The organism is Lonepinella sp. MS14436 (assembly GCF_042470565.1).
GTDB lineage: Bacteria > Pseudomonadota > Gammaproteobacteria > Enterobacterales > Pasteurellaceae > Lonepinella.
Genome location: NZ_CP170385.1, coordinates 1,476,225 through 1,495,954 on the forward strand (window position 1 = coordinate 1,476,225; position 19,730 = coordinate 1,495,954).

Below are 19,730 nucleotides of genomic sequence, written 5' to 3' on the forward strand. Positions count from 1 at the left end.
TACCAATATCCATACTATCTAACTAACAAATAAAAGAAAAGGCTAAACATTTGGTTTAGCCTTTTCATTAATCAACAGAATTATTTTTGATAGTAAGGAGCTGGACCTTTAAAACCTGCTACCTTAGCTGAACCTGATTGATCTGATGTACCTGATGATTTAATTACTACACGGCGATTAGGGTGTAAACAATCTCTTAATGCTTGACCTTTTTCACCGTTACAGGCTTTAACTTGATTTGCTTTACCATGTCCTGTTGCTACAAAGTTAGCTTGAACACCTTGTTCAATTAAACGAGCTTTAACACGGTCTGCACGACGTTGTGATAAATCTAAGTTATAAGCATTAGAACCTAAACGGTCAGTATAACCATCAATAGAAACGTCTTTAGCACCTGATTTAATTAATTGTGCTGCAACATTATCTACTACTTCTTTACCTTTAACAGTTAACACATCTTTATTAAAGTCAAATAAGAAATCACCGCTTAAATCAAATGATGTGCTACCATTACAGCCATTTGGATACCAGAAGAAACTTTGTGCATTCATGTTTTTATCAAATAAAATTTTATATTGACAAATTTTGTGAACACCGTTTTCACGATAATTAAAGGCGTAATCCCATTCACGCACACCGAATAAACCTTCAGCGAAATGTGGACGACCTAACAAGTTATATAATTGGTCTTTATTCATGCCACGTTCAACCATACGAACATTATCCCAGTTTGGCCATGAACCAAATTGTGAACCATCATGGTTAAAACGTGCTTTATCAATATCTGGCCATACTAAATTAGCGATGGCTTGATCTGTTGTTTCACCTACGGGTCTTCCCTCGTCAGGTACATCACTTAAATTTCCGCAAGCTACTAATGTAGTTGCCGCAATAGTTGATAATAAAAAATGTGATAATTTCATTCGTTTTACCTTAAATAATGTTTTCATAATCCTAAAATACCCAATTACAGTGAAACGGAGAAAAATAACTGCCCTATAACATATTTATTAAACAATCACTATAATTGAATGGTATGGTAATATGAAAAAATCATAAAGTAAATCAAATTTCTCCACATAATAAAGATTTTTTGTAAAGAAACTAGCCAAAAGTTCTCACATCACGTTTTAACCAATTAACCAACAGATTATTGGCACTTTCTTCGGTTTGTTTACCCAGTTTTTGTAACAAAGATTTCTTCTGTTTATATTGCACGCCGAGTACAGATTTTTCACCCATCGCTTGCAAAATCACATCATCGCTAGTAGCAATTTCATCGATCAAATGTAAATCCAAGGCTTGTTGACCAAACCAATGTTCACCCGTGGCAATTTTCGCTACATCTAACTGAGGTCGATGTTGCGCCACAAATTGTTTAAATAATTCATGGGTTTCTTCCAATTCTTGTTGGAATTTTTGTTTGCCCTTTTCAGTGTTTTCACCCAAAATAGTCACCGTGCGTTTATATTCGCCAGCCGTCATCACATCGACATCGACATCATGTTTCTTCAATAAACGATGAATATTCGGAATCTGTGCCACCACCCCAACAGAACCAATAATCGCAAAGGGAGCAGAAATAATACGATCTGCCACACAAGCCATCATATATCCCCCACTGGCTGCCACTTTATCCACTGCCACTGTGAGTTTAATCCCTTTTTGTTTTAAACGAGCAAGCTGTGAAGCCGCTAAACCGTAGCCATGCACTACGCCACCTGGGCTTTCTAAACGTAATAACACTTCATCTTTTGCAGGATCGGCTACTTGCAAAATGGCACTAATTTCTTCACGTAATGCAGTGGTTTCAGATGCCTGAATATCGCCTTTAAAATTCAACACATACAAAGTCGGTTTCGCATCTTGTTCGACAACTTCACCTTTTTTACGTTTGGCTTTCAAGGCTTTCGCTTTAGCTTTTTCCGCCTTTTTCTCGGCTTTTTCTTGCTCTTTTAATTCATCTTCCGTTAAATGAAAATCACGCAATTTTTTGCTGTTATCCTCATATTGTTCCGATAAATCGGTAATCTCTAATTCACCATGGGAATGAGCAGATTTCTCTTTTAACGCCATAATCACGGCGACAATCCCAGCAATCACTAATAAAATGGTTAAAATTTCTAAAATAAAAATCCCATAACCAATTGCAATTTCAGACCACATCTATGTTGTTTCTCCTATAAAAAATCCATTAAAATACACCGCACTTTCGGGAAGCTAAACTCAATCCTAACTACGCAACCCAATACCACGGCTAATTAAATAATAAGCCATTCCGTATAACACAGAAATAAACAATATCAATACCGTAAAAGTATAAACCAAAGGCACATCACTTATGCCTAAAAAACCATAACGAAAACCATTAATCATATACATAATCGGATTTAATTTCGATACCCCTTGCCAAAAAGGCGGTAACAGGGAAATCGAATAAAATACCCCACCTAAATAGGTTAACGGTGTTAACACAAAGGTCGGAATAATACTGATATCATCAAAAGATTGGGCAAAAACCGCATTTATCAAGCCCCCTAAAGAAAAAGTCGCTGTGGTAAATAACAAGGTTAAGGCAATCACACCCCAAGAATGAATATCAAAAGATACAAAAAATAATGACACCATGGTGACTAATATCCCGACCAATAACCCACGCACCATACCACCTGCCATATAGCCTAAAATAATAATATGGGGAGATACTGGCGAAATCAGCAGTTCTTCCACGTTATGTGCAAATTTCGTGCTATAAAAAGAAGATGCCACATTACCAAAAGAATTGGTTAATGATGACATCATAATCAAACCTGGCACAATAAATTGCATATAACTAAAGCCTGCCATATCACCAATTCGACTACCAATTAATTGCCCGAAGATCACAAAATATAAAGTCATGGTAATCACTGGCGGAACCAATGTTTGTAGCCAAATTCGCATAAAACGGCTAATTTCTTTACGTAAAAGGGTGTAAAACGCCACCCAAGCTAATTTCATGTTATTTATCCCCTATTACCTGTTTATTTAACGCCATTCTGACAAATAATTCTTCTAATCGGTTGGTTTTATTCCGCATACTTAGCACCTGTACCTGTTGTGCAGTAAGTTGGATAAACAAGGAATTTAGTCCTTGTTCTCGGTGTACTTCCACTTCAATAGAATGTTGCTCTAACGCCCTTATCTTATAATCTCTAATTTGTGACAACGTCGCATTTTTATCTAAATCCAGAATAAAGGTTTCAGTTTCTAGTTTCGCCAGCAAATCTTTCATTGCCATATTTTGCACTAATCGCCCTTGCTGAATAATCCCGATATGGCGACATAACATTTCCGCTTCTTCTAAATAGTGGGTGGTTAAAATAATGGTGGTACCTTGCTGATTAATTTCCGCCAAAAACGTCCACAAACTACGGCGTAATTCAATATCCACGCCTGCGGTTGGTTCATCTAAAATCAATAATTTAGGTTGGTGCATTAAAGCCCGTGCGATCATCAAACGGCGTTTCATACCACCCGATAATTGCATGGCTCGCTGATTACGTTTATCCCATAAATCTAATCGTTTTAACCAAATTTCAGCACGTTGCAAGGCATCTGGACGCGTAATTCCATAATAACCCACTTGATTAATTAAAATATCAATGACTTTTTCAAACTGGTTAAAATTAAATTCCTGTGGCACTAAACCGATACATTGCTTGACTAAATTCAACTGTTGATCTAAATCATAGCCAAACACTTTTACCGTACCACTGGTTTTATTCACCAACGAACTAACAATCCCGATGGTAGTCGATTTCCCTGCCCCATTATGTCCCAGCAACGCATAAAAATCGCCGCGTTCTACGGTTAAGTCAATCCCATGTAACGCTTTGACACCATTTTTATAGGATTTAGTTAAACCTTTTATTTCTAATGCAAACATTTGCGTTTACCTTTTTTGTTATTCTTCTTATTTCAAGCCGACTATGATAACGTTTTTTACAAAATCAGGCAAAAAACACCGCACTTTTTCTATTTAATCGCTACGAAAAAATCCGAACACTTAAAGATTGTTGATATTTTGGTTTACACACCCTGCCATCAAGTATATACTCTTGCTAAATACAAAAATAAAAGGAGCATAAAATGGTTGAAGCCTCTGTTTTTATTACTAATCGCACGCAAGCTGTGCGTTTGCCTACGGAAGTGCGATTTGACGAAAGTGTAAAAAAAGTCGCCGTGCGAGTGGTTGGGCAAGAACGTATTTTGACCCCATTAGATCAAATGTGGGAGAGCTTTTTCCTGTCACCTAATAGAGTCAGTGATGATTTTATGAATGAGCGTGATCAAGGTGTGCAACCTGAGCGTGAGAATTTTTAATTGGGAAAAACAATGCTGAAATATATGCTAGATACCAATATGGTGATTTATGTTATCAAACGCCGTCCACTTGAAGTGTTGAATATGTTTAATCTCAACATTGGGCGAATGTGTGTGAGTAGCATTACCGTTGGCGAGTTGTATTATGGTGCAGAAAAAAGTGCTTATCCTGAGCGTAATTTGAGTGTGATTGATGACTTTCTTTCTCGCCTAAAAGTCGTAGATTACACGCCCAAAAATGCCGCCCATTATGGCAATATTAAAGCCGAATTAAGCAAACAAGGTAATCTTATCGGTGAAAATGATCTGCATATTGCCGCTCACGCTCGCAGTGAAGGATTGATTTTGGTAAGTAATAATCTGCGAGAATTTGAGCGAGTTTCAGGATTAATCACCCAAAATTGGATTAAAGAATAAAAGCATAGCAAGCCTATTTCAACACTCTCGTGAAATAACACAAAAATCCCTTGACAAAATTCTTTTGTACTAGTTTAATAGTACAAAAGAATTTTAATAAGGATATTTTATGTTTCAACCTTATATTCAGGTATTGAATAAACAAGTAGATTATCATCTTGATCTCACCCAAGTGCTAACCACCCTTTGTCCACCCAATACGAATAGTTTACTGCTCGAGAGTGCGGAGATTTCTAGTAAAAATAGTTTAAAAAGTTTGTTACTGATCAACGCTGCGGTAAAAATTTCTTGCACAGGACAAATTATCACATTTAAAGCATTAACGGATAATGGAAACACCGTTTTAATTCACCTTGAACAAAAGTTACAGGGTTTAGCTACACTCACGAAACTTAATCAAACTACCCTACAAGCAGAATTTGCAGCACTCAATCAAAATCTTGATGAAGACAGCAAATTACAATCTGCCACCGTGTTTGACGGACTTCGTCAAATTGCTACGCTTTATTCTCATAGTCAAACGCCTATTTTTTTAGGCGGATTATTTGCCTATGATTTAGTGGCGAATTTTATTCCAATGGACGGTATTCAGTTACAAGATGATGGTTTAACTTGCCCCGATTATGTCTTTTATCTAGCAGAAAATTTACTGCGTTTTGATCACCCAACTCAACAGGCGACATTACAAACTTTCTGTTTTAATTCCAAAGCATTAGTGGATTTGCAACAAAGTGCGGTGAAAATTTCGCAAGATTTACAGAATTTGAAACCGTTACCCGCCATTCAAAAAGCGGATACGCAGGTACAAATTAATCACGATGATGACAAATTTAAACAAATTATCACCGCACTTAAACGTCATATTTATGACGGTGATGTATTCCAAATCGTGCCATCTCGCCGTTTTTCGTTGCCTTGTCCCAATACGCTGGCAACCTATCGTCAGTTAAAATTGAACAATCCAAGCCCCTATATGTTCTTTATGCAAGATGATGAATTTACTTTATTCGGTGCATCACCTGAAAGTGCATTAAAATATTCAGCGGAAAATCGCCAGTTGGAAATTTACCCTATTGCAGGATCTCGCCCACGGGGATTTGATGCCAATGGTCAGATCGATCCTGAACTTGATGCTCGTTTAGAATTAGAAATGCGATTAGATCATAAAGAATTAGCCGAACATTTGATGTTGGTGGATTTAGCCCGTAACGATATTGCTCGAGTCTGCGAAAGCGGTACACGTCAAGTGTGTGATTTAATGCAGGTCGATCGCTATTCGCACATTATGCACTTGGTTTCTCGTGTAGTGGGTAAACTTCGCCCTGAATTAGATGCTTTACATGCTTATCAAGCCTGTATGAATATGGGAACGCTGACAGGTGCACCGAAAATTAAAGCCATGCAGTTGATTTATCAATTTGAGCAAGAAAAACGCCATAGCTATGGCGGTGCAGTGGGCTATTTAGGTTCAGACGGAAATTTCGACACTTGCATTGTGATTCGTTCCGCCTTTGTACAAAATGGCATAGCACACGTGCAAGCAGGCTGTGGCGAAGTATTGGATTCCGATCCACAAATGGAAGCGGACGAAACTCGTCATAAAGCTCGTGCGGTGTTAAATACCATTATTCAAACTAACCAACTCGCATAAGGAACAAATTATGGCAACTATCGTATTTTTAGACAATTTTGATTCCTTTACTTACAATCTGGTGGATCAATTCCGCACGCTGGGGCATAACGTAAAAATCTATCGCAATGACTGCGAGCTGGATTTTTTAACCAAAATCTGCCTTGAACCTGATAGTATTTTGGCACTCTCTCCTGGACCTGGCACCCCTGCTGAGGCAGGTAATATGCTTGCCTTAATTGAGAAAGTCAAAAATCAAGTGCCGATTATTGGGATTTGTTTAGGACATCAAGCCTTAATTGAATCTTTCGGTGGCAAGGTGGTTCATGCAGGTGAAGTGTTACATGGCAAAGTGTCAAAAATCAACCATGATGAACAAGCCATGTTTAAGGATTTACCTAATCCGATGCCCGTGGCTCGCTATCATTCCCTAATGGGAACCGAATTACCCGATGAATTAATCGTCAATGCAGAATATAACCATATTATTATGGCAATTCGTCACCGCACCTTGCCAATTTGTGCCTTTCAATTTCACCCTGAAAGTATTTTAACTGTTCAAGGTGGAAAATTATTAGAAAATTCAATTCATTGGTTAGTTAACCGATAAGGGAAAATTATGATTATTGTTTATGGTTTAAAACACACGCTTGCACCACGAAAACAGCAGATTATGCAGGCAATTTACGATTGCTTAAATATGCAACTGGATATTCCCCCACGTAAACATACTTTACGTTTTATCGGCTTAGAACGAGAAGATTTTTTCTGTCCTGAGGGGCGAACAGACGATTTTATTGTGGTTGAAATTAACCTGATGCAAGGGCGTTCTGAAGATACCAAAAAACGGCTAATAAAAATGCTGTTCTGTGAATTGGAACAACGGGCGGATATTAATGCCATTGATGTGGAAATCACCATTAAAGAACAACCGCCACATTGCTGGGGTTTCCGTGGTATGACAGGCGATGAAGCCAACGACTTAGCTTATAGTATTTATCGTTAAACCTCTTTTCCTTCCCCTTGCTTGCGGGGGGAAGTGCCGAAGGCGAAGGGGGGCAATTTACACAAGGAACACATTATGCAAATTGAACAACTATTATCCCAACTCTTTGAAAAACAACCATTAAGCCAAAAACAAGCAGAACAACTATTTAACGCTGTTATGCACGGGGAATTAGCCAATGAACAATTAGCTGGGGCATTAATTGCCTTAAAATTACGTGGTGAAACACCAGAAGAAATCAGTGGTGCAGTCAATGCTGTGGTGGCAAATGCTCAACATTTCCCTACCCCACATTATGATTTTGCCGATATTGTTGGAACAGGTGGAGATGGTGCCAACACTATTAATATTTCCACTGCCTCTGCCATTGTGGCTGCCAGTCTTGGCTTTAAAGTTGCCAAACACGGCAATCGTAGTGTATCGAGCAAAACAGGGGCTAGTGATGTATTGAGTGCGTTAGGCGTAAATATTGCGATGAGTGCTGAAACTGCACGCAAGGCGTTAGATGAAACCAATATTTGCTTTTTATGGGCGCAACAATATCATCAAGGTTTTAAATATGCTGCTCCAGTTCGCCAAGCCTTGAAGACTCGCACATTGTTTAACATTCTTGGTCCACTATGCAACCCTGCTCGCCCAACGCATCAATTATTAGGGGTGTATTCGCCAGATTTAATTAAACCCTATGCGGAAACGGTAGTCCGTTTAGGCGGTAAAAATACCATTGTGGTACATGGTTCTGGTTTAGATGAAGTGGCGATTCACGGCAAAACCGATGTGGCAGAAGTACGTCACGGCGAGATTACTTATTACAGCGTAACCCCTTATGATTTCGGTTTTGAACCACAACCACTAGAAAGCCTACGTGGGGGTGAACCCGCAGAAAATGCACAATTTCTCACCGCACTTTTACAAGGCAAAGGCAAAGCCGAACACATTCAAGCCGTGGCAATGAATGTGGCAATGTTAATGAAAGTGTTTGGTCATCAAAATTTAAAAGCCAATGCGGAACAGGTGCTTGGCGTGATAACTAGCGGTAAACCTTATAAAACTTTGGTAGCATTAACAAAGTATTAGGATAGCACCACATATCATGGTGAACAGACAACAGATAATTGAAAAAATCATCCCTAAAATAAGTTGTTTTTTTCATTTTGTGTTAGAATGAAATGGAAACTCAAGGAGATAAATCATGAGCCTAGACTTACCATTACCCATTGAACAAATGATTATTAAAAATGCACAGCATAACGGATTAAGCGTTACCAATTATCTTGCCAAATTAATTGCTCAAGATAACACGAAGTCTGTCGTTGCCGAAAACCCAATGATAACGCGAGCAAAAAGTATTGTAAAACCAACCAGTTATGAACAATACGATGCCGTCACACTACAACGAATGATGCGTGATGAATGGAATTAAATATTTACTAGATAGCTGTTTTATTATTCGTTGGCATGAACAACGAAACGAAGTATTCGAAATAATTCAGCATCTTGACTTACGTTATGAGCAATGTGCTTATAGCGTAATTAGCTATGCAGAATTATTTAGTTGGCAGCACCTCACGGAGATAGATGAACAAGGCTTACGTTATTTACTCACAGATGTGAGAAAACTTCCCCTTAATGATGAAGTCATTGAAGTGACTATCCAAATTCGCAAGCATCACAAAATAAAACTCCCCGATGCACTTATACTGGCTACGGCTAAAACTTACGGCTTACAATTAATTACCCTTGACGAGAAATTACAACGAATTTGGACAAGCGAAGTACATTAAAAAGAAAAAGACAAAATATGAAAATATTAAATTTAGATCACAGCCCAACCATTCTACAAAAAATCGTACTAGACAAACTCCAATGGGTTGAGCAAAAAAAAGCCGAATTTCCTTTAAACGAATTTCAACAAAAGATCACAAATTCTGACCGCAGTTTTTATCAAGCATTAGCACAAGGCAATCATCAACAACCTGCTTTTATTTTAGAATGTAAAAAAGCCTCGCCGTCTAAAGGCTTAATTCGAGCCGAATTTAATTTGGCGGAGATTGCTCATGTGTATAAACATTATGCAACCGCTGTTTCCGTACTGACTGATGAAAAATATTTTCAAGGCGATTTTGCCTATATTCAGCAAGTGCGAAATATTGTCAGCCAGCCCGTATTATGCAAAGATTTTATGGTCGATGAATATCAAGTTTATCTCGCCCGATTCCATCAAGCGGATGCGATTTTATTAATGCTTTCCGTGGTAGATGATGAAACCTACCAAAAATTATCTCACCTTGCTCATCAGCTTGGCATGGGTGTATTAACCGAAACCAGCAATGAAGCGGAATTTGAACGAGCTTTGAGCTTAGGGGCAAAAATTATCGGGGTAAATAACCGTAATTTGCACGATCTCACGGTGGATTTAAATCGGGTGAAATATTTGGTGGAAAAATATCAACATCAGATCCCAGCCGATACCCGAATTATCAGCGAATCAGGGATTTACACGCACGCTCAAGTGCAACAGCTAAAATTTGTATCACACGGCTTTTTGATTGGCAGCAGTTTAATGGGAAGTCACGATTTAAATAACGCCGTACGTTCGGTGATTTTCGGCGAAAATAAAGTGTGCGGTTTAACTCGTCCGCAAGATGTGCAAGAAGCCTACAACCAAGGTGCCTTATACGGAGGTTTAATCTTTGCGGAAAAATCCCCTCGTCAAGTCAGTCTTAGACAAGCACAAGAATTAGTCACCACTGCCCCACTGCGTTTTGTCGGTGTTTTCCAGAATCAAGAAATTGATTTTATCGTGAAAATTGCCAGCCAACTACAACTTTTTGCGGTGCAATTACACGGTTCAGAAAATGCCGAATTTATCACCGCACTTCGTCAACAATTACCTGAAAATATTCAAATCTGGCAAGCGATTTCTGTGGATATTGAAAACCAAACTGCGGTGCAAATTGATGAAATTCCAGAGGTCAATCGCTATGTTCTCGATAGTCAAATAGGCAATCAACAAGGCGGCACAGGCAAACCCTTTGACTGGTCAAAAATTCCTGCTGAATTGAAAAATCGCATTATGCTGGCAGGTGGTATTAGTTCTGAAAATATCGATCTTGCCTTACAACAAGGCTGTTTAGGGCTAGATTTAAATTCAGGCGTAGAAAGTGCCAAAGGCATAAAAAGTGCGGAGAAATTGACCGCAGTTTTTGATAAGATTCATCGCTATTAAGCTATTAATAGGTAGAAGATTAAGTCTGATCTTCTACCATCAAATCCCCCCTAACTGATACGAATAAACCTCATTCATTCTGATAACGCATAAGAACCAATAATTTATTAGACAAACTACGTTGCCAGAAAAAATTTCTAAATATGATTTACTATTCTTTTACCACAGGATAAAACGGCTTACCCCAGTCTATTTCATTGTGGTTATTCATCATAATTTGTAACATTTCAGGTAAAAGTGCGGTTAAAATTCGGCAACTATCTCGTACTTGATCACGATTGGTTGAACCGCCATAAGTTGAACCACCGTGAATGATTTGATTACGCATGGTGTATAAACGATTAAATAACACGGATAAAATTTGTGCCGTTTTTTGTTTTTCTAACGCCGAATAAAACCGCTCACGATCCATAATTTCTGCTTTAATATATTCATGCTCCGAAATATCCCCATTATGAAAATCCCAAAACGGCTGGAACACAAATTTATTATCCAACAACAGACGAATAGCTTGGGGAAATTTTGTCCAAATAATATGGTAAATCTGTTGATTTTCATCAAGAGAACAAAGTCTTTGCAGAAATGAATTAAGACTCGCCTTATCACCTAAATTTTCTTCAAGCTCTCTAGCATAAGCCGCATTAAAAGCAATCCACAGTGCGACAAATTTCATATCTTCATTTTCTTCGATTTCGGCTCTTTTTAGCCAGCTGATTGAGCGGTGGATACGTAAGCGAAAATTTTCGCTAAAGTCGTGGCGAATGGATTTGTAGTGAGTTTCGAGTTGGGGGATTAGCATAAATAAATTTCCAGTAAATTACATATTATTTGAAATCAGAGAAACACTGTTTGAAATTCTTGAGCGGTAAAAATAACTTTTGATTTTCTTCATCAAAATCAATGAATTTAATAAAACCTAAATTTTGATAAAATTTCACCGCACTTTCGTCTTTCGCATCAACGGTTAATACCGTTACGCCCAAAGGACTATCTTTAATCTTAAAAATCGCATCAATCACTAAAAATTTTCCATACCCCTGCCCAGCAAATCGTTGATCAATAGCAAGTCTGCCAATAAGTGCTGCTGAAATTTCTTGATACATGCCATTTTTAACCACACCTTGCGGAACATGAGAAATGGGAATAGATTTTGCTGACAAAGTATAATAGCCAATAATGCTATTGGTTGGTTGATGAATTAACACAAAACATTTCGATAAATCTCGCTTTTCGTCTTGAGATGCCACTCGCTTAAAATAAACATTTAACGGCTCAGACGAACAACAAAAGGTATTTTTATCAATCTGCAATGCTTTTAACGGAATCACGGCAATATGTGCAATATCAACCATATCATTCTCTTAATGCCAAATATTGTTGATAACTCTCCATTGCATCTTGCATGGATTCGGTCGGTTCAAAAGTTTCATTTTCTAAATGAGATAACAATAATTGTTGATCTCTTAAAGAAAGTTGCAACGAATGATGTTCTGCCACAGTTTTTTTTGCTTGTTCATAAGCCACCGACACTACAAAATCCGTTAATGTCCGACCACTAAAATTCGCCGCCTGTTTGAGTAGTTGGTAAATTTCAGGATTAACCTTTGCTTCTAATCTTGCTTTGGCTAGTTGCATAATTTCTCCTTGTTTATGATAAATAATAGGATTATTTTACGCCTATTAGCCGTACACTGCAAGTGTTATGTTAGAATAACAAGGAATTTCAAAACAATAATTATGATAAACCCCTTATAAAAAAGGGGCTTATCTATGTAAAGGCTGGGATTTCTTTGTTCCTAATTAATCATCATTGATTCAACGAGTCACACACTTTTAAATTCATTTCCACATACTCTTGCCATTGAAGAATATGAGAAAGATTTTGTTTATAATAGGCTTCTACCCGACAAACTAACGGACGTTCTTGATAAATTTGGCATAAATGCGTTATCGGTTCATAATGCCGACAAATGCCATTGCCTAAATCAAATGTTTTGAGTTCATCTATCCCACCAATGTGGCAACAACATTTGCCACATTGATAGCAGGGGAAAGCATTTTCCATTATTAACTAATCGCCTGTTGAATATTAAAAATATTTGCTTCAGCATCGTTTAATAAATTACCATTTTCATCTAAAATTGGTGTATCAATCACCGCTTTTAGTAATTGCACCAATTTTAAACTTCTCATTACAACGGCTTTCGCTTCATCACTATATGTACTGTAATCTACGCCGAAATCATCCACGACATTTTCTAATTTATGTGTACTACGGCGAGCAAGTGGCTTAATTTTCGCCAAAACATCATTTGCAAATCTGGCAACTTCCGCAATCCCATTCGTTAGCGTAATAGATTTATCCGCATCCGCTTTAAAGGCTCTCGCTTGTGCCATATTACTTTTTGCATCATTCAGGCTTTTTTCAGATTTTGAATTCATATACCAACCTGCCAATAATAAAGCTGGTCCTGCTGCCGCTGCACCTAATACGAGCGTACCACCTGCCATTCCCAAGCCTCCTGATGCAAGTGATCCACCACCTAACCAAGCAAGGGTCGCATTGGTGGCAGCCACTCCGCTTAATGAACTAATCGCTGTACCCGTACTGGCGGTCGCTAATGCCATTGTACCACTGTAAGCACCGAAAGCCGTTACCGCTCCAGCAACAGCTCCGCCACCTAAGCCTAATCCAGATGTCACCAACATTGAAATTTGCTCTTTCACTTCTCTGATTACGTTTGGTGAAAATTCAGCAATTTTTAAGTCTTCAAGAGTTTGATCTTTGGAAAATTCCACATTTTTTAATTGGGAAAAAATATCCACAAATTTCTTAATATGATTTTCTAATACCCCAATTTTAGAACGTCCTAATTCATTTAATGCGGTATTACAGGCTTCACGACTACTATCTAAATCTCGCTCTGCCGATCTCACCAAACTTTTTGCTGAATCATTGAGATCAGATGCTTCGTTATTATTCATAACCGCTTTTGTACCTTTATAAAGACCAGTTAATGCAGAAGCACTTGCGACTGCACCGATAATAATTGGAATTGCCATTTTAAATTCTCCTATTCGTTAATTAAGTTAAAGGCTTCAATCGTCACTGTATTGATTTTTCTCACCACATCTTTAAATTCTTCAAGATAATCAAAATCAATTTGGAATATTTTACAAACACGTCGTAATACTTTTAATTCATATTCGCCTAATGTGCCATCACTGAGAGCGATACCGCAAAGTTCAAATATAATACTTCTTTTTTGTAACATTGTTAAATTGCTAATAATATTTTCTTTTAAATCAGAAAGTTCAGCTAAAACTTCATTAATAACTTCTGATTTAATATTAGGTAAAGAAATCATTTTCTCTCTCATCAAGTCAGGTGTAATAGCAAAAATATCACCACCATCAGAAATTACTTGTTGTATTAAAGTTTGTTTCACATTTGGATTATTACTATACTCATTACCAATAAGCGTAATTGCATTATCTACTAATGCGTATAAACGGCTGGTTGGTTCTGTGACATAATTGACATACGTTATATCAAGTTGCTGTTCATATTGCTTCAGCATTTTATATTCAGAATCATCAATGGCATTAAAGAACGGTATCTTATTTTCTGAGTTCAGTTTATTTTCTGATTGCCCTTCAGCAATTGCCAATAAAACTGCCAATTCTATAAACAGTTCTTTTTCATCTCTTTTTGTTAAATTTTGTAAAAACATACGTTTTCTCCTAGTTAAGTTGATTTCTCATTCAATTTCTACTTTCTGATTACAATTTTAAGGCTTGAGCAGAAAGCATAAATTCATCAAGTTCTGCCGTATTCTTAATCGGTAAATCTTTACCCAAAGTTTCAGCAAAACGGTTAATATTCACAATAAAGTCATCATTGGAAATCGTGGTACTTTCTAATGTATTAAATAAAATGCTGGCATCTCCTTTTAGTTCAGTGAGTTTTTTGTCAAATAGTTCGTTTAAATAATCTTGATAACGTGCTGCAATGCGTCTTGTTGCATCACATTTCATTGAAATTTCGGCATATCTAATCTTAGATGTTTCCACTTCATCAAGTGCGAATAAAAAGCCTTGATAAAAGGTGTTGGATAAGGTGTAACCGACCATTCCACCGATTAAACCGCCTAATACAGGAATCGGAATGGCAATTTGTCCGAGTGTGGCAAACATTGCCCCTGACATCATACCGTTCACCGTGCCTGTCATTTCACGCAATAGTTCTTTCTCATCAATTTCATCTTTGGCATATTTGGTAATGGATTTTCCCGTGGCTAAACAAAGAGACACAACTGTTGATGGTAAATTGGTTTTGGCAAGATTACGCATAATGACTGATGAATTTTGTTGCATTACGGATTTAATCGCCGCCCCGGTAAACCCTGTGCCGTAACCTACGCCAGCTGAAACTAAGGTATCTCTGGTGCAATCAAATAAGGCATCGGATAATTCTTTATCGCCTGAATAAACCGCAATGCTGTTAGTGATTAAAGATATTCCGCCACCAATTGCCATACCGAACTTAGCTCCTTGAATACCAGCTTCATGGCTGACTTTGGCAATATCTTTTGTAGTTTCCCAACGAGGATTTACACGATATTGAATGGCTTCATCCGTGGTTAAGCCCGAATCAGTAATTTTAGGTTTTATTACCTTAAAATGTTCTTGTTCCTGCTCAAGTTTAGTTATTAATGATTCACTATTAGGTTGAGTACGCAAATATTTGATTTGTTTTTCAAGGCTATCAATCCGTTCCTGACAATATTTTCTTGCTATTTCCACTTGTTCAGTTGGCAATTCCAATTTATCCACTGACAAATAGCGAGACAAATCATTTTTTCCATCCCCCTGACCTTTAGCTATTTTATCTAAAAGACTTTTAGGATCGGTGACAAACTTCATTTGAGAAGTGATCTCCTGATTGCCTACTTTCTCAACAATATCAACCACATTGTGATTTTTACCGTATGCAGCAATATCTTCACTCCGCATTACTCGCACAGGTGAACCATCAATAATCGCTTGGGCATTACGCTTTGATACGCTGGCAATTTCAGCTGAAAACCCTGCTTGCTGTTTTAAATTCTTTTCTAAATAATCAGGATTGAGTTTGTAATTGGATACATCGATCAAACTGCGGTCAAATTTGAACCCAGTTTCAAAATCAATCCCACGCAACCCTTTTAGAAACTCGGCATTTGCCGAACCATAACGTTGTACGGTTTCTGTTAAACCAGAACTAATTGCCGCATTGCGTAAATTGCTGTTATCTTGTTTTTTCATTCTTAACTCCTTATCTTTATTTCTTAAATTCCACTCTCACCCTACCATTCGCTAAATCCCTCCCAATCTCATAATCTGGATCATAAGTAAACAAATTATGTGTGGCGATACTTGCCAACGACAAAATACCCCATTTGCTTTTTACTAATCCTGTTAAAACCGATGCAATGCGGTTTTGGGTGTATACTCGACAAGTCAAGCCCCGATTTTCAATAATGCTTTCTAACTCGGCACAAAGGGGCAACATATCGCTCAGTTCCACAAAGCAGACTTCAAAGCTGGCTCGTTGTGCAATTAAGGTGGGGTATTGCTCAAAGCCTTTTTGGTAGTCAATGGAAATCATCGGTTTACTCATTTTTTCTCTCCATTCGGTTTATCCATATAACGTTGTAAATTCTCAAAAATCTTTTCTTGTAATCCTTGTGGACTAATCACGGTTAAATGCGGAATCCAATATTGCACCGCAGGAATAATGTCCCATTCGTTGACGTTCTCACAGGAAATAATCAGCTCTTTGTCTTTGGTTTGGTGAATGATTTTTTGATTAGGTAACAAATTGCGTCTTAAAAAATATGGGGTGGCAAAAGTAGAAACCTGAATCGTCACTTCGGCTAATTGATTGCCGTGAGAAAGGCTGTCGTTATTTTTAATTTGTTCAATCAAGGTTTGATTTGGGGTAAAGGTTTCATCAAGCATTTTAAGCAATGAAATTTGATTGAAACAAAAGGTTTTTTGTTTATCGTTTTCTGTGCCGATCACGTACCAAATGCCGTTTTTATTGGTCAACGCATAAGGGGCGATTTGGCGAAAATTTCCTGATTTTTCACCGCACTTTGTATAGCAAAAATGAATAAATTGATGTTGTTCAATGGCGGTTCTGATTAAACCAAAATCTTTTTGACGAGTGGAAATATCTTCGTATTCAATACCTTTTACTTGCACACTTTCGGTGAGTTTTTCTTGGTAAAAATCTTGGTCGATTTTCGGAAACAGATCCGCTACACTGGCAAAGCGAGCAAAACGTTCTACATCTTGTTGATTTAAAATACCGTAGGATTGGCGGTTGAGTTTGTATCGGTTGTTGCCTTTTTCTTCCCAGTTGAGAAAATCTAAGCGTTCAATATCCCGTTGAATGGTGCGTAAAGATACACCAAATTCGTCTGAAAGTTTTTCTAAATCAAGGCGTTGACCTTGATTGAGTAGTACTAAGATTTTTGCAAGACGATTGGCAAGCGTTTCGTTTTTCATTTTGTTCCCCCGAAATTAATAACGTGGGAACAGTCTAACAAAGGGGGAACGACAGGTTGTGTCGTGTGGAAAAAAAGATTGAAAAAAATGTTGAAAAAATTTTTGAGAGAATAGAAAAGCTCTAGGCGTAAAAATAGCCCGACATTCGACATTCGACATTCGACATTCGACATTCGACATTCGACATTCGACATTCGACATTCGACATTCGACATTCGACATTCGACATTCGACATTCGACATTCTCCAGAATAGCTTACAAATATAATCGGCTGCAAACTATATCATTAAATTTTTATAAAAAAAAGCAAAATGAAGTTTTTTTCTTATTTTTACTTCATAAGTGAATATAAATTTCATCCCTTAAAAAGAGTAAAAAAATACACCGCACTTTTGGCTAAAATAAAAGGACTGAGTCCGATATAATATCGTCATCAGTCCTTAAAATAGGTTGTCTAATCTTTGTGGGTCAGATCAATGCCCTTTCATTTATCTTACTTTAACTCCAGTGTCCATTTAATCCGATCTGCAAACATGCCGACACTTAATGCGTAATAGTTGGAGCGGTTCCAGTCTAAAATGGTGCGGAAATTATTCGAAACTAAGAATGCTCGTCCTACTTCTTTATCAGGTAACACCAACCAAAGATCAGTAGAAGATAAGGCATTTAATTTTTGTGCTTCGGCACTGCTTTTTAGCATTATGCCTTGAGCTTGCCAATCTGTTAAAGAGCGGGCTTTATTTTTTTCCGTACCAGATAAAGTAAGATTAGCAGGCTGAGTGAGCTGTACTTCCACGCCCCAAGGTAAACGATTATCCCAACCCACAGTATGCAAATAATTTGCAATCGAAGCAAAAACATCATATTCATTTTGCCAAATATCTTTACGACCATCGCTATCACCGTCTGCGGCATAATTTAGATATGAGGTTGGCATAAATTGGGTTTGTCCCATTGCCCCTGCCCACGAACCTAACATTTGAGTTCGATTTAAATAGCCTTGATCCAGCATTTTCATCGCATTAATAAATTCTTGGCTAAATAATTTTTCACGGCGACCGTCAAAAGCCAAGGTGGCTAACACAGAAAGCACATCATAGTTACCTTGATAGTAACCAAAACTGCTTTCCATGCCCCACAGTGCCAAAATAAATTCTTGTTGCACACCGTATTTTTGGCTGGCTTTTTGCAATGATGTGCGAACGTCCCAATAATTATCTTCCGCTTTATTCACCTTGGCTTGAGTTAAGTGTTTATTAATGTAATTTGTTACACCGTTCGGATTGGGTGGTAACGGTGGTTGATTTTTAAGGCGTGCTGCATTGCCCGCTTGTTTTTGATCTAAACGTACCGCACTTTCAATATAATAAATGTTATTTTGAGCATTTAAGGTTTTCGCAGATACGCCCTGTCCCGCAGATTTTCGTTTTAAAAATTGTACGTAATCATTAAAATTATCTAACGTACGAGCTTTACTGTAGATTGCATTACTGTCTAACGCATTGACTGCTGAGTTTGGCGTATTATTTGATGAAGAACAGCCAGCTAAGATTAATCCCGTACAAAGTGCGGTGATTTCTAATAAAGTTTTCATTTACTTTCCTATTTCCGAATAAATTTATAGATTATTTCCAATAATGATTTTGGTAATAAACGTGGTAGCATGCGAGATAAAAAGACCACCAAACCTGATACTGGATCTTGTAATTTCACTTGCGATTTTAACTTATAAAGTTGCCATTCAAATTTGGCTTGCTCAATGCCACGTCGGCGCCCCACCATGCCATTCCCTACTCTTGCATAAACCAATACATCAGGCAAATTGGCGACATTTGTCGGGTGGTGAGCGACTAAGTTAATCCATAAATAATAATCTTCTTGCAAACCTTGATAACCGCCTGCATTCAATACCGCTTGGCGTTTATAAGCCACGGTCATGTGATTAAACGGGCAACGTTTTTGGGTGAATTTTACAATTTCATCGGCGGTGGTTGGCACTTTACGGAAGCTAACAATATCCTCAATCGATGATCCAAATTCGGCAATTTGTCCGCCGAAAATCACCACATCAGGATTTTTCTCAATAAAAGCAAGCTGTTTTTCAAAACGGTCAGGATAGCAAATATCGTCAGTATCCATGCGGAAAATCCATTCATGGCTCGCTGATTTTATCCCTTGATTTAACGCTTTACCTAAACCAACATTTTGTTCTAACGGGACTAATTTAAAAGGTAATGTTGCTTTAAATTCATCAATCACGGCTTGCAATTCAGGCGTAATCGCACCGTCTAACACCAACACAATTTCATCGGCTGGGTGAGTTTGATCGACTAAACTTTGTAAACATTCCCGTAAGAATGTGGGATTTTCCTTGATGTATAAGGACATTAATACTGAAAATTTCATTGTTTGTTCCATTTAAATATAATATTTGTTATTCGGCTATTGCCCCCCTCAGGGCTTCGCCCAGCTCCCCCCGCAAGCAGGGGGAGCAAAATGCTCTTATTTTCTTTGATATTTATTCCTT

At 37.7% G+C, this 19,730-nt stretch carries 24 protein-coding genes; 9 read left to right on the forward strand and 15 right to left on the reverse strand.

Annotated features, from left to right (window positions below):
• Window positions 1-80: 80 nt before the first annotated feature.
• From O1Q81_RS07185 to O1Q81_RS07200, 4 genes are all read right to left on the reverse strand, one after another.
• Window positions 81-923, reverse strand: coding sequence for an OmpA family protein (locus O1Q81_RS07185; RefSeq protein WP_386686317.1), 843 nt, complete (start codon window positions 921-923; stop codon window positions 81-83).
• A 181-nt stretch (window positions 924-1,104) separates the two neighbouring features.
• Window positions 1,105-2,166, reverse strand: a complete 1,062-nt coding sequence (sohB, locus tag O1Q81_RS07190; protein WP_386696789.1) for a protease SohB — start codon at window positions 2,164-2,166, stop codon at window positions 1,105-1,107.
• Between the two features lie 66 nt (window positions 2,167-2,232).
• Window positions 2,233-3,000, reverse strand: coding sequence for an ABC transporter permease (locus O1Q81_RS07195; RefSeq protein ID WP_386696791.1), 768 nt, complete (start codon window positions 2,998-3,000; stop codon window positions 2,233-2,235).
• A 1-nt stretch (window position 3,001) separates the two neighbouring features.
• Window positions 3,002-3,928: an ABC transporter ATP-binding protein gene (locus O1Q81_RS07200; protein WP_386696792.1), complete on the reverse strand. Its 927-nt coding sequence runs from the start codon at window positions 3,926-3,928 to the stop codon at window positions 3,002-3,004.
• Window positions 3,929-4,131: 203 nt separating this feature from the next.
• On the opposite strand from O1Q81_RS07200, the gene vapB reads away from it, so the two are divergent.
• From vapB to trpCF, 9 genes are all read left to right on the forward strand, one after another.
• Window positions 4,132-4,365 (forward strand): type II toxin-antitoxin system VapB family antitoxin, encoded by a 234-nt coding sequence (gene vapB, locus O1Q81_RS07205; RefSeq protein WP_386696794.1) that lies wholly within the window; start codon window positions 4,132-4,134, stop codon window positions 4,363-4,365.
• 12 nt (window positions 4,366-4,377) lie between these two features.
• Window positions 4,378-4,782: a tRNA(fMet)-specific endonuclease VapC gene (vapC, locus tag O1Q81_RS07210; RefSeq protein WP_153985822.1), complete on the forward strand. Its 405-nt coding sequence runs from the start codon at window positions 4,378-4,380 to the stop codon at window positions 4,780-4,782.
• 109 nt (window positions 4,783-4,891) lie between these two features.
• Window positions 4,892-6,433, forward strand: coding sequence for an anthranilate synthase component I (gene trpE, locus O1Q81_RS07215; RefSeq protein ID WP_386696796.1), 1,542 nt, complete (start codon window positions 4,892-4,894; stop codon window positions 6,431-6,433).
• A 10-nt stretch (window positions 6,434-6,443) separates the two neighbouring features.
• Window positions 6,444-7,022 (forward strand): aminodeoxychorismate/anthranilate synthase component II, encoded by a 579-nt coding sequence (locus O1Q81_RS07220; RefSeq protein ID WP_386696798.1) that lies wholly within the window; start codon window positions 6,444-6,446, stop codon window positions 7,020-7,022.
• Window positions 7,023-7,031: 9 nt separating this feature from the next.
• Window positions 7,032-7,418 carry a tautomerase family protein gene (locus O1Q81_RS07225; RefSeq protein WP_132302453.1) on the forward strand — a complete coding sequence of 129 codons (387 nt, stop codon included), beginning with the start codon at window positions 7,032-7,034 and terminating at the stop codon, window positions 7,416-7,418.
• A gap of 75 nt (window positions 7,419-7,493) precedes the next feature.
• Complete coding sequence (trpD, locus tag O1Q81_RS07230) at window positions 7,494-8,495, forward strand: anthranilate phosphoribosyltransferase (protein WP_386696800.1); 1,002 nt, start codon at window positions 7,494-7,496, stop codon at window positions 8,493-8,495.
• 115 nt (window positions 8,496-8,610) lie between these two features.
• Window positions 8,611-8,841: a hypothetical protein gene (locus tag O1Q81_RS07235; RefSeq protein ID WP_386696801.1), complete on the forward strand. Its 231-nt coding sequence runs from the start codon at window positions 8,611-8,613 to the stop codon at window positions 8,839-8,841.
• The gene (locus O1Q81_RS07240) at window positions 8,828-9,202 is read left to right on the forward strand and encodes a type II toxin-antitoxin system VapC family toxin (protein WP_386693993.1); all 375 of its coding nucleotides are present in this window, start codon (window positions 8,828-8,830) and stop codon (window positions 9,200-9,202) included. Before O1Q81_RS07235 ends, O1Q81_RS07240 begins: the two co-directional genes overlap by 14 nt.
• A 17-nt stretch (window positions 9,203-9,219) precedes the next feature.
• Window positions 9,220-10,647 carry a bifunctional indole-3-glycerol-phosphate synthase TrpC/phosphoribosylanthranilate isomerase TrpF gene (gene trpCF, locus O1Q81_RS07245; protein WP_386696803.1) on the forward strand — a complete coding sequence of 476 codons (1,428 nt, stop codon included), beginning with the start codon at window positions 9,220-9,222 and terminating at the stop codon, window positions 10,645-10,647.
• 151 nt (window positions 10,648-10,798) lie between these two features.
• On the opposite strand, the gene O1Q81_RS07250 is transcribed toward trpCF, so the two are convergent.
• From O1Q81_RS07250 to O1Q81_RS07300, 11 genes are all read right to left on the reverse strand, one after another.
• A complete protein-coding gene (locus tag O1Q81_RS07250; RefSeq protein WP_386696805.1) occupies window positions 10,799-11,446 on the reverse strand; it encodes a hypothetical protein in 648 nt (215 codons plus the stop codon).
• A 25-nt stretch (window positions 11,447-11,471) separates the two neighbouring features.
• A complete protein-coding gene (locus tag O1Q81_RS07255; protein ID WP_386696807.1) occupies window positions 11,472-11,999 on the reverse strand; it encodes a GNAT family N-acetyltransferase in 528 nt (175 codons plus the stop codon).
• 1 nt (window position 12,000) lies between these two features.
• A complete protein-coding gene (locus O1Q81_RS07260; RefSeq protein WP_386686354.1) occupies window positions 12,001-12,282 on the reverse strand; it encodes a DUF1778 domain-containing protein in 282 nt (93 codons plus the stop codon).
• A gap of 172 nt (window positions 12,283-12,454) precedes the next feature.
• The gene (locus tag O1Q81_RS07265; RefSeq protein WP_386686357.1) at window positions 12,455-12,712 is read right to left on the reverse strand and encodes a YkgJ family cysteine cluster protein; all 258 of its coding nucleotides are present in this window, start codon (window positions 12,710-12,712) and stop codon (window positions 12,455-12,457) included.
• A gap of 2 nt (window positions 12,713-12,714) precedes the next feature.
• On the reverse strand, window positions 12,715-13,710 hold the full coding sequence (locus O1Q81_RS07270; RefSeq protein WP_386686360.1) for a hypothetical protein: 996 nt from the start codon (window positions 13,708-13,710) through the stop codon (window positions 12,715-12,717).
• Between the two features lie 11 nt (window positions 13,711-13,721).
• The gene (locus tag O1Q81_RS07275; RefSeq protein ID WP_386686363.1) at window positions 13,722-14,381 is read right to left on the reverse strand and encodes a TerB family tellurite resistance protein; all 660 of its coding nucleotides are present in this window, start codon (window positions 14,379-14,381) and stop codon (window positions 13,722-13,724) included.
• Between the two features lie 49 nt (window positions 14,382-14,430).
• Window positions 14,431-15,954: a hypothetical protein gene (locus O1Q81_RS07280; RefSeq protein WP_386696808.1), complete on the reverse strand. Its 1,524-nt coding sequence runs from the start codon at window positions 15,952-15,954 to the stop codon at window positions 14,431-14,433.
• 16 nt (window positions 15,955-15,970) lie between these two features.
• A complete protein-coding gene (locus tag O1Q81_RS07285; RefSeq protein WP_386686368.1) occupies window positions 15,971-16,309 on the reverse strand; it encodes a hypothetical protein in 339 nt (112 codons plus the stop codon).
• Window positions 16,306-17,202 carry a helix-turn-helix transcriptional regulator gene (locus O1Q81_RS07290; RefSeq protein WP_386696810.1) on the reverse strand — a complete coding sequence of 299 codons (897 nt, stop codon included), beginning with the start codon at window positions 17,200-17,202 and terminating at the stop codon, window positions 16,306-16,308. Before O1Q81_RS07290 ends, O1Q81_RS07285 begins: the two co-directional genes overlap by 4 nt.
• Before the next feature lie 494 nt (window positions 17,203-17,696).
• The gene (locus O1Q81_RS07295; protein WP_386696812.1) at window positions 17,697-18,797 is read right to left on the reverse strand and encodes a lytic transglycosylase domain-containing protein; all 1,101 of its coding nucleotides are present in this window, start codon (window positions 18,795-18,797) and stop codon (window positions 17,697-17,699) included.
• A gap of 8 nt (window positions 18,798-18,805) precedes the next feature.
• Complete coding sequence (locus tag O1Q81_RS07300; RefSeq protein ID WP_386686376.1) at window positions 18,806-19,609, reverse strand: glycosyltransferase; 804 nt, start codon at window positions 19,607-19,609, stop codon at window positions 18,806-18,808.
• Window positions 19,610-19,730 lie beyond the last annotated feature (121 nt).

Excerpts from the sequence above, each read along its gene's own strand:
- O1Q81_RS07185 (WP_386686317.1), bottom strand. The coding sequence starts at position 923 with ATGAAATTATCACATTTTTTATTATCAACTATTGCGGCAACTACATTA.
- sohB (WP_386696789.1), bottom strand. The coding sequence starts at position 2,166 with ATGTGGTCTGAAATTGCAATTGGTTATGGGATTTTTATTTTAGAAATT.
- O1Q81_RS07195 (WP_386696791.1), bottom strand. The coding sequence starts at position 3,000 with ATGAAATTAGCTTGGGTGGCGTTTTACACCCTTTTACGTAAAGAAATT.
- O1Q81_RS07200 (WP_386696792.1), bottom strand. The coding sequence starts at position 3,928 with ATGTTTGCATTAGAAATAAAAGGTTTAACTAAATCCTATAAAAATGGT.
- vapB (WP_386696794.1), top strand. The coding sequence starts at position 4,132 with ATGGTTGAAGCCTCTGTTTTTATTACTAATCGCACGCAAGCTGTGCGT.
- vapC (WP_153985822.1), top strand. The coding sequence starts at position 4,378 with ATGCTGAAATATATGCTAGATACCAATATGGTGATTTATGTTATCAAA.
- trpE (WP_386696796.1), top strand. The coding sequence starts at position 4,892 with ATGTTTCAACCTTATATTCAGGTATTGAATAAACAAGTAGATTATCAT.
- O1Q81_RS07220 (WP_386696798.1), top strand. The coding sequence starts at position 6,444 with ATGGCAACTATCGTATTTTTAGACAATTTTGATTCCTTTACTTACAAT.
- O1Q81_RS07225 (WP_132302453.1), top strand. The coding sequence starts at position 7,032 with ATGATTATTGTTTATGGTTTAAAACACACGCTTGCACCACGAAAACAG.
- trpD (WP_386696800.1), top strand. The coding sequence starts at position 7,494 with ATGCAAATTGAACAACTATTATCCCAACTCTTTGAAAAACAACCATTA.
- O1Q81_RS07235 (WP_386696801.1), top strand. The coding sequence starts at position 8,611 with ATGAGCCTAGACTTACCATTACCCATTGAACAAATGATTATTAAAAAT.
- O1Q81_RS07240 (WP_386693993.1), top strand. The coding sequence starts at position 8,828 with ATGAATGGAATTAAATATTTACTAGATAGCTGTTTTATTATTCGTTGG.
- trpCF (WP_386696803.1), top strand. The coding sequence starts at position 9,220 with ATGAAAATATTAAATTTAGATCACAGCCCAACCATTCTACAAAAAATC.
- O1Q81_RS07250 (WP_386696805.1), bottom strand. The coding sequence starts at position 11,446 with ATGCTAATCCCCCAACTCGAAACTCACTACAAATCCATTCGCCACGAC.
- O1Q81_RS07255 (WP_386696807.1), bottom strand. The coding sequence starts at position 11,999 with ATGGTTGATATTGCACATATTGCCGTGATTCCGTTAAAAGCATTGCAG.
- O1Q81_RS07260 (WP_386686354.1), bottom strand. The coding sequence starts at position 12,282 with ATGCAACTAGCCAAAGCAAGATTAGAAGCAAAGGTTAATCCTGAAATT.
- O1Q81_RS07265 (WP_386686357.1), bottom strand. The coding sequence starts at position 12,712 with ATGGAAAATGCTTTCCCCTGCTATCAATGTGGCAAATGTTGTTGCCAC.
- O1Q81_RS07270 (WP_386686360.1), bottom strand. The coding sequence starts at position 13,710 with ATGGCAATTCCAATTATTATCGGTGCAGTCGCAAGTGCTTCTGCATTA.
- O1Q81_RS07275 (WP_386686363.1), bottom strand. The coding sequence starts at position 14,381 with ATGTTTTTACAAAATTTAACAAAAAGAGATGAAAAAGAACTGTTTATA.
- O1Q81_RS07280 (WP_386696808.1), bottom strand. The coding sequence starts at position 15,954 with ATGAAAAAACAAGATAACAGCAATTTACGCAATGCGGCAATTAGTTCT.
- O1Q81_RS07285 (WP_386686368.1), bottom strand. The coding sequence starts at position 16,309 with ATGAGTAAACCGATGATTTCCATTGACTACCAAAAAGGCTTTGAGCAA.
- O1Q81_RS07290 (WP_386696810.1), bottom strand. The coding sequence starts at position 17,202 with ATGAAAAACGAAACGCTTGCCAATCGTCTTGCAAAAATCTTAGTACTA.
- O1Q81_RS07295 (WP_386696812.1), bottom strand. The coding sequence starts at position 18,797 with ATGAAAACTTTATTAGAAATCACCGCACTTTGTACGGGATTAATCTTA.
- O1Q81_RS07300 (WP_386686376.1), bottom strand. The coding sequence starts at position 19,609 with ATGAAATTTTCAGTATTAATGTCCTTATACATCAAGGAAAATCCCACA.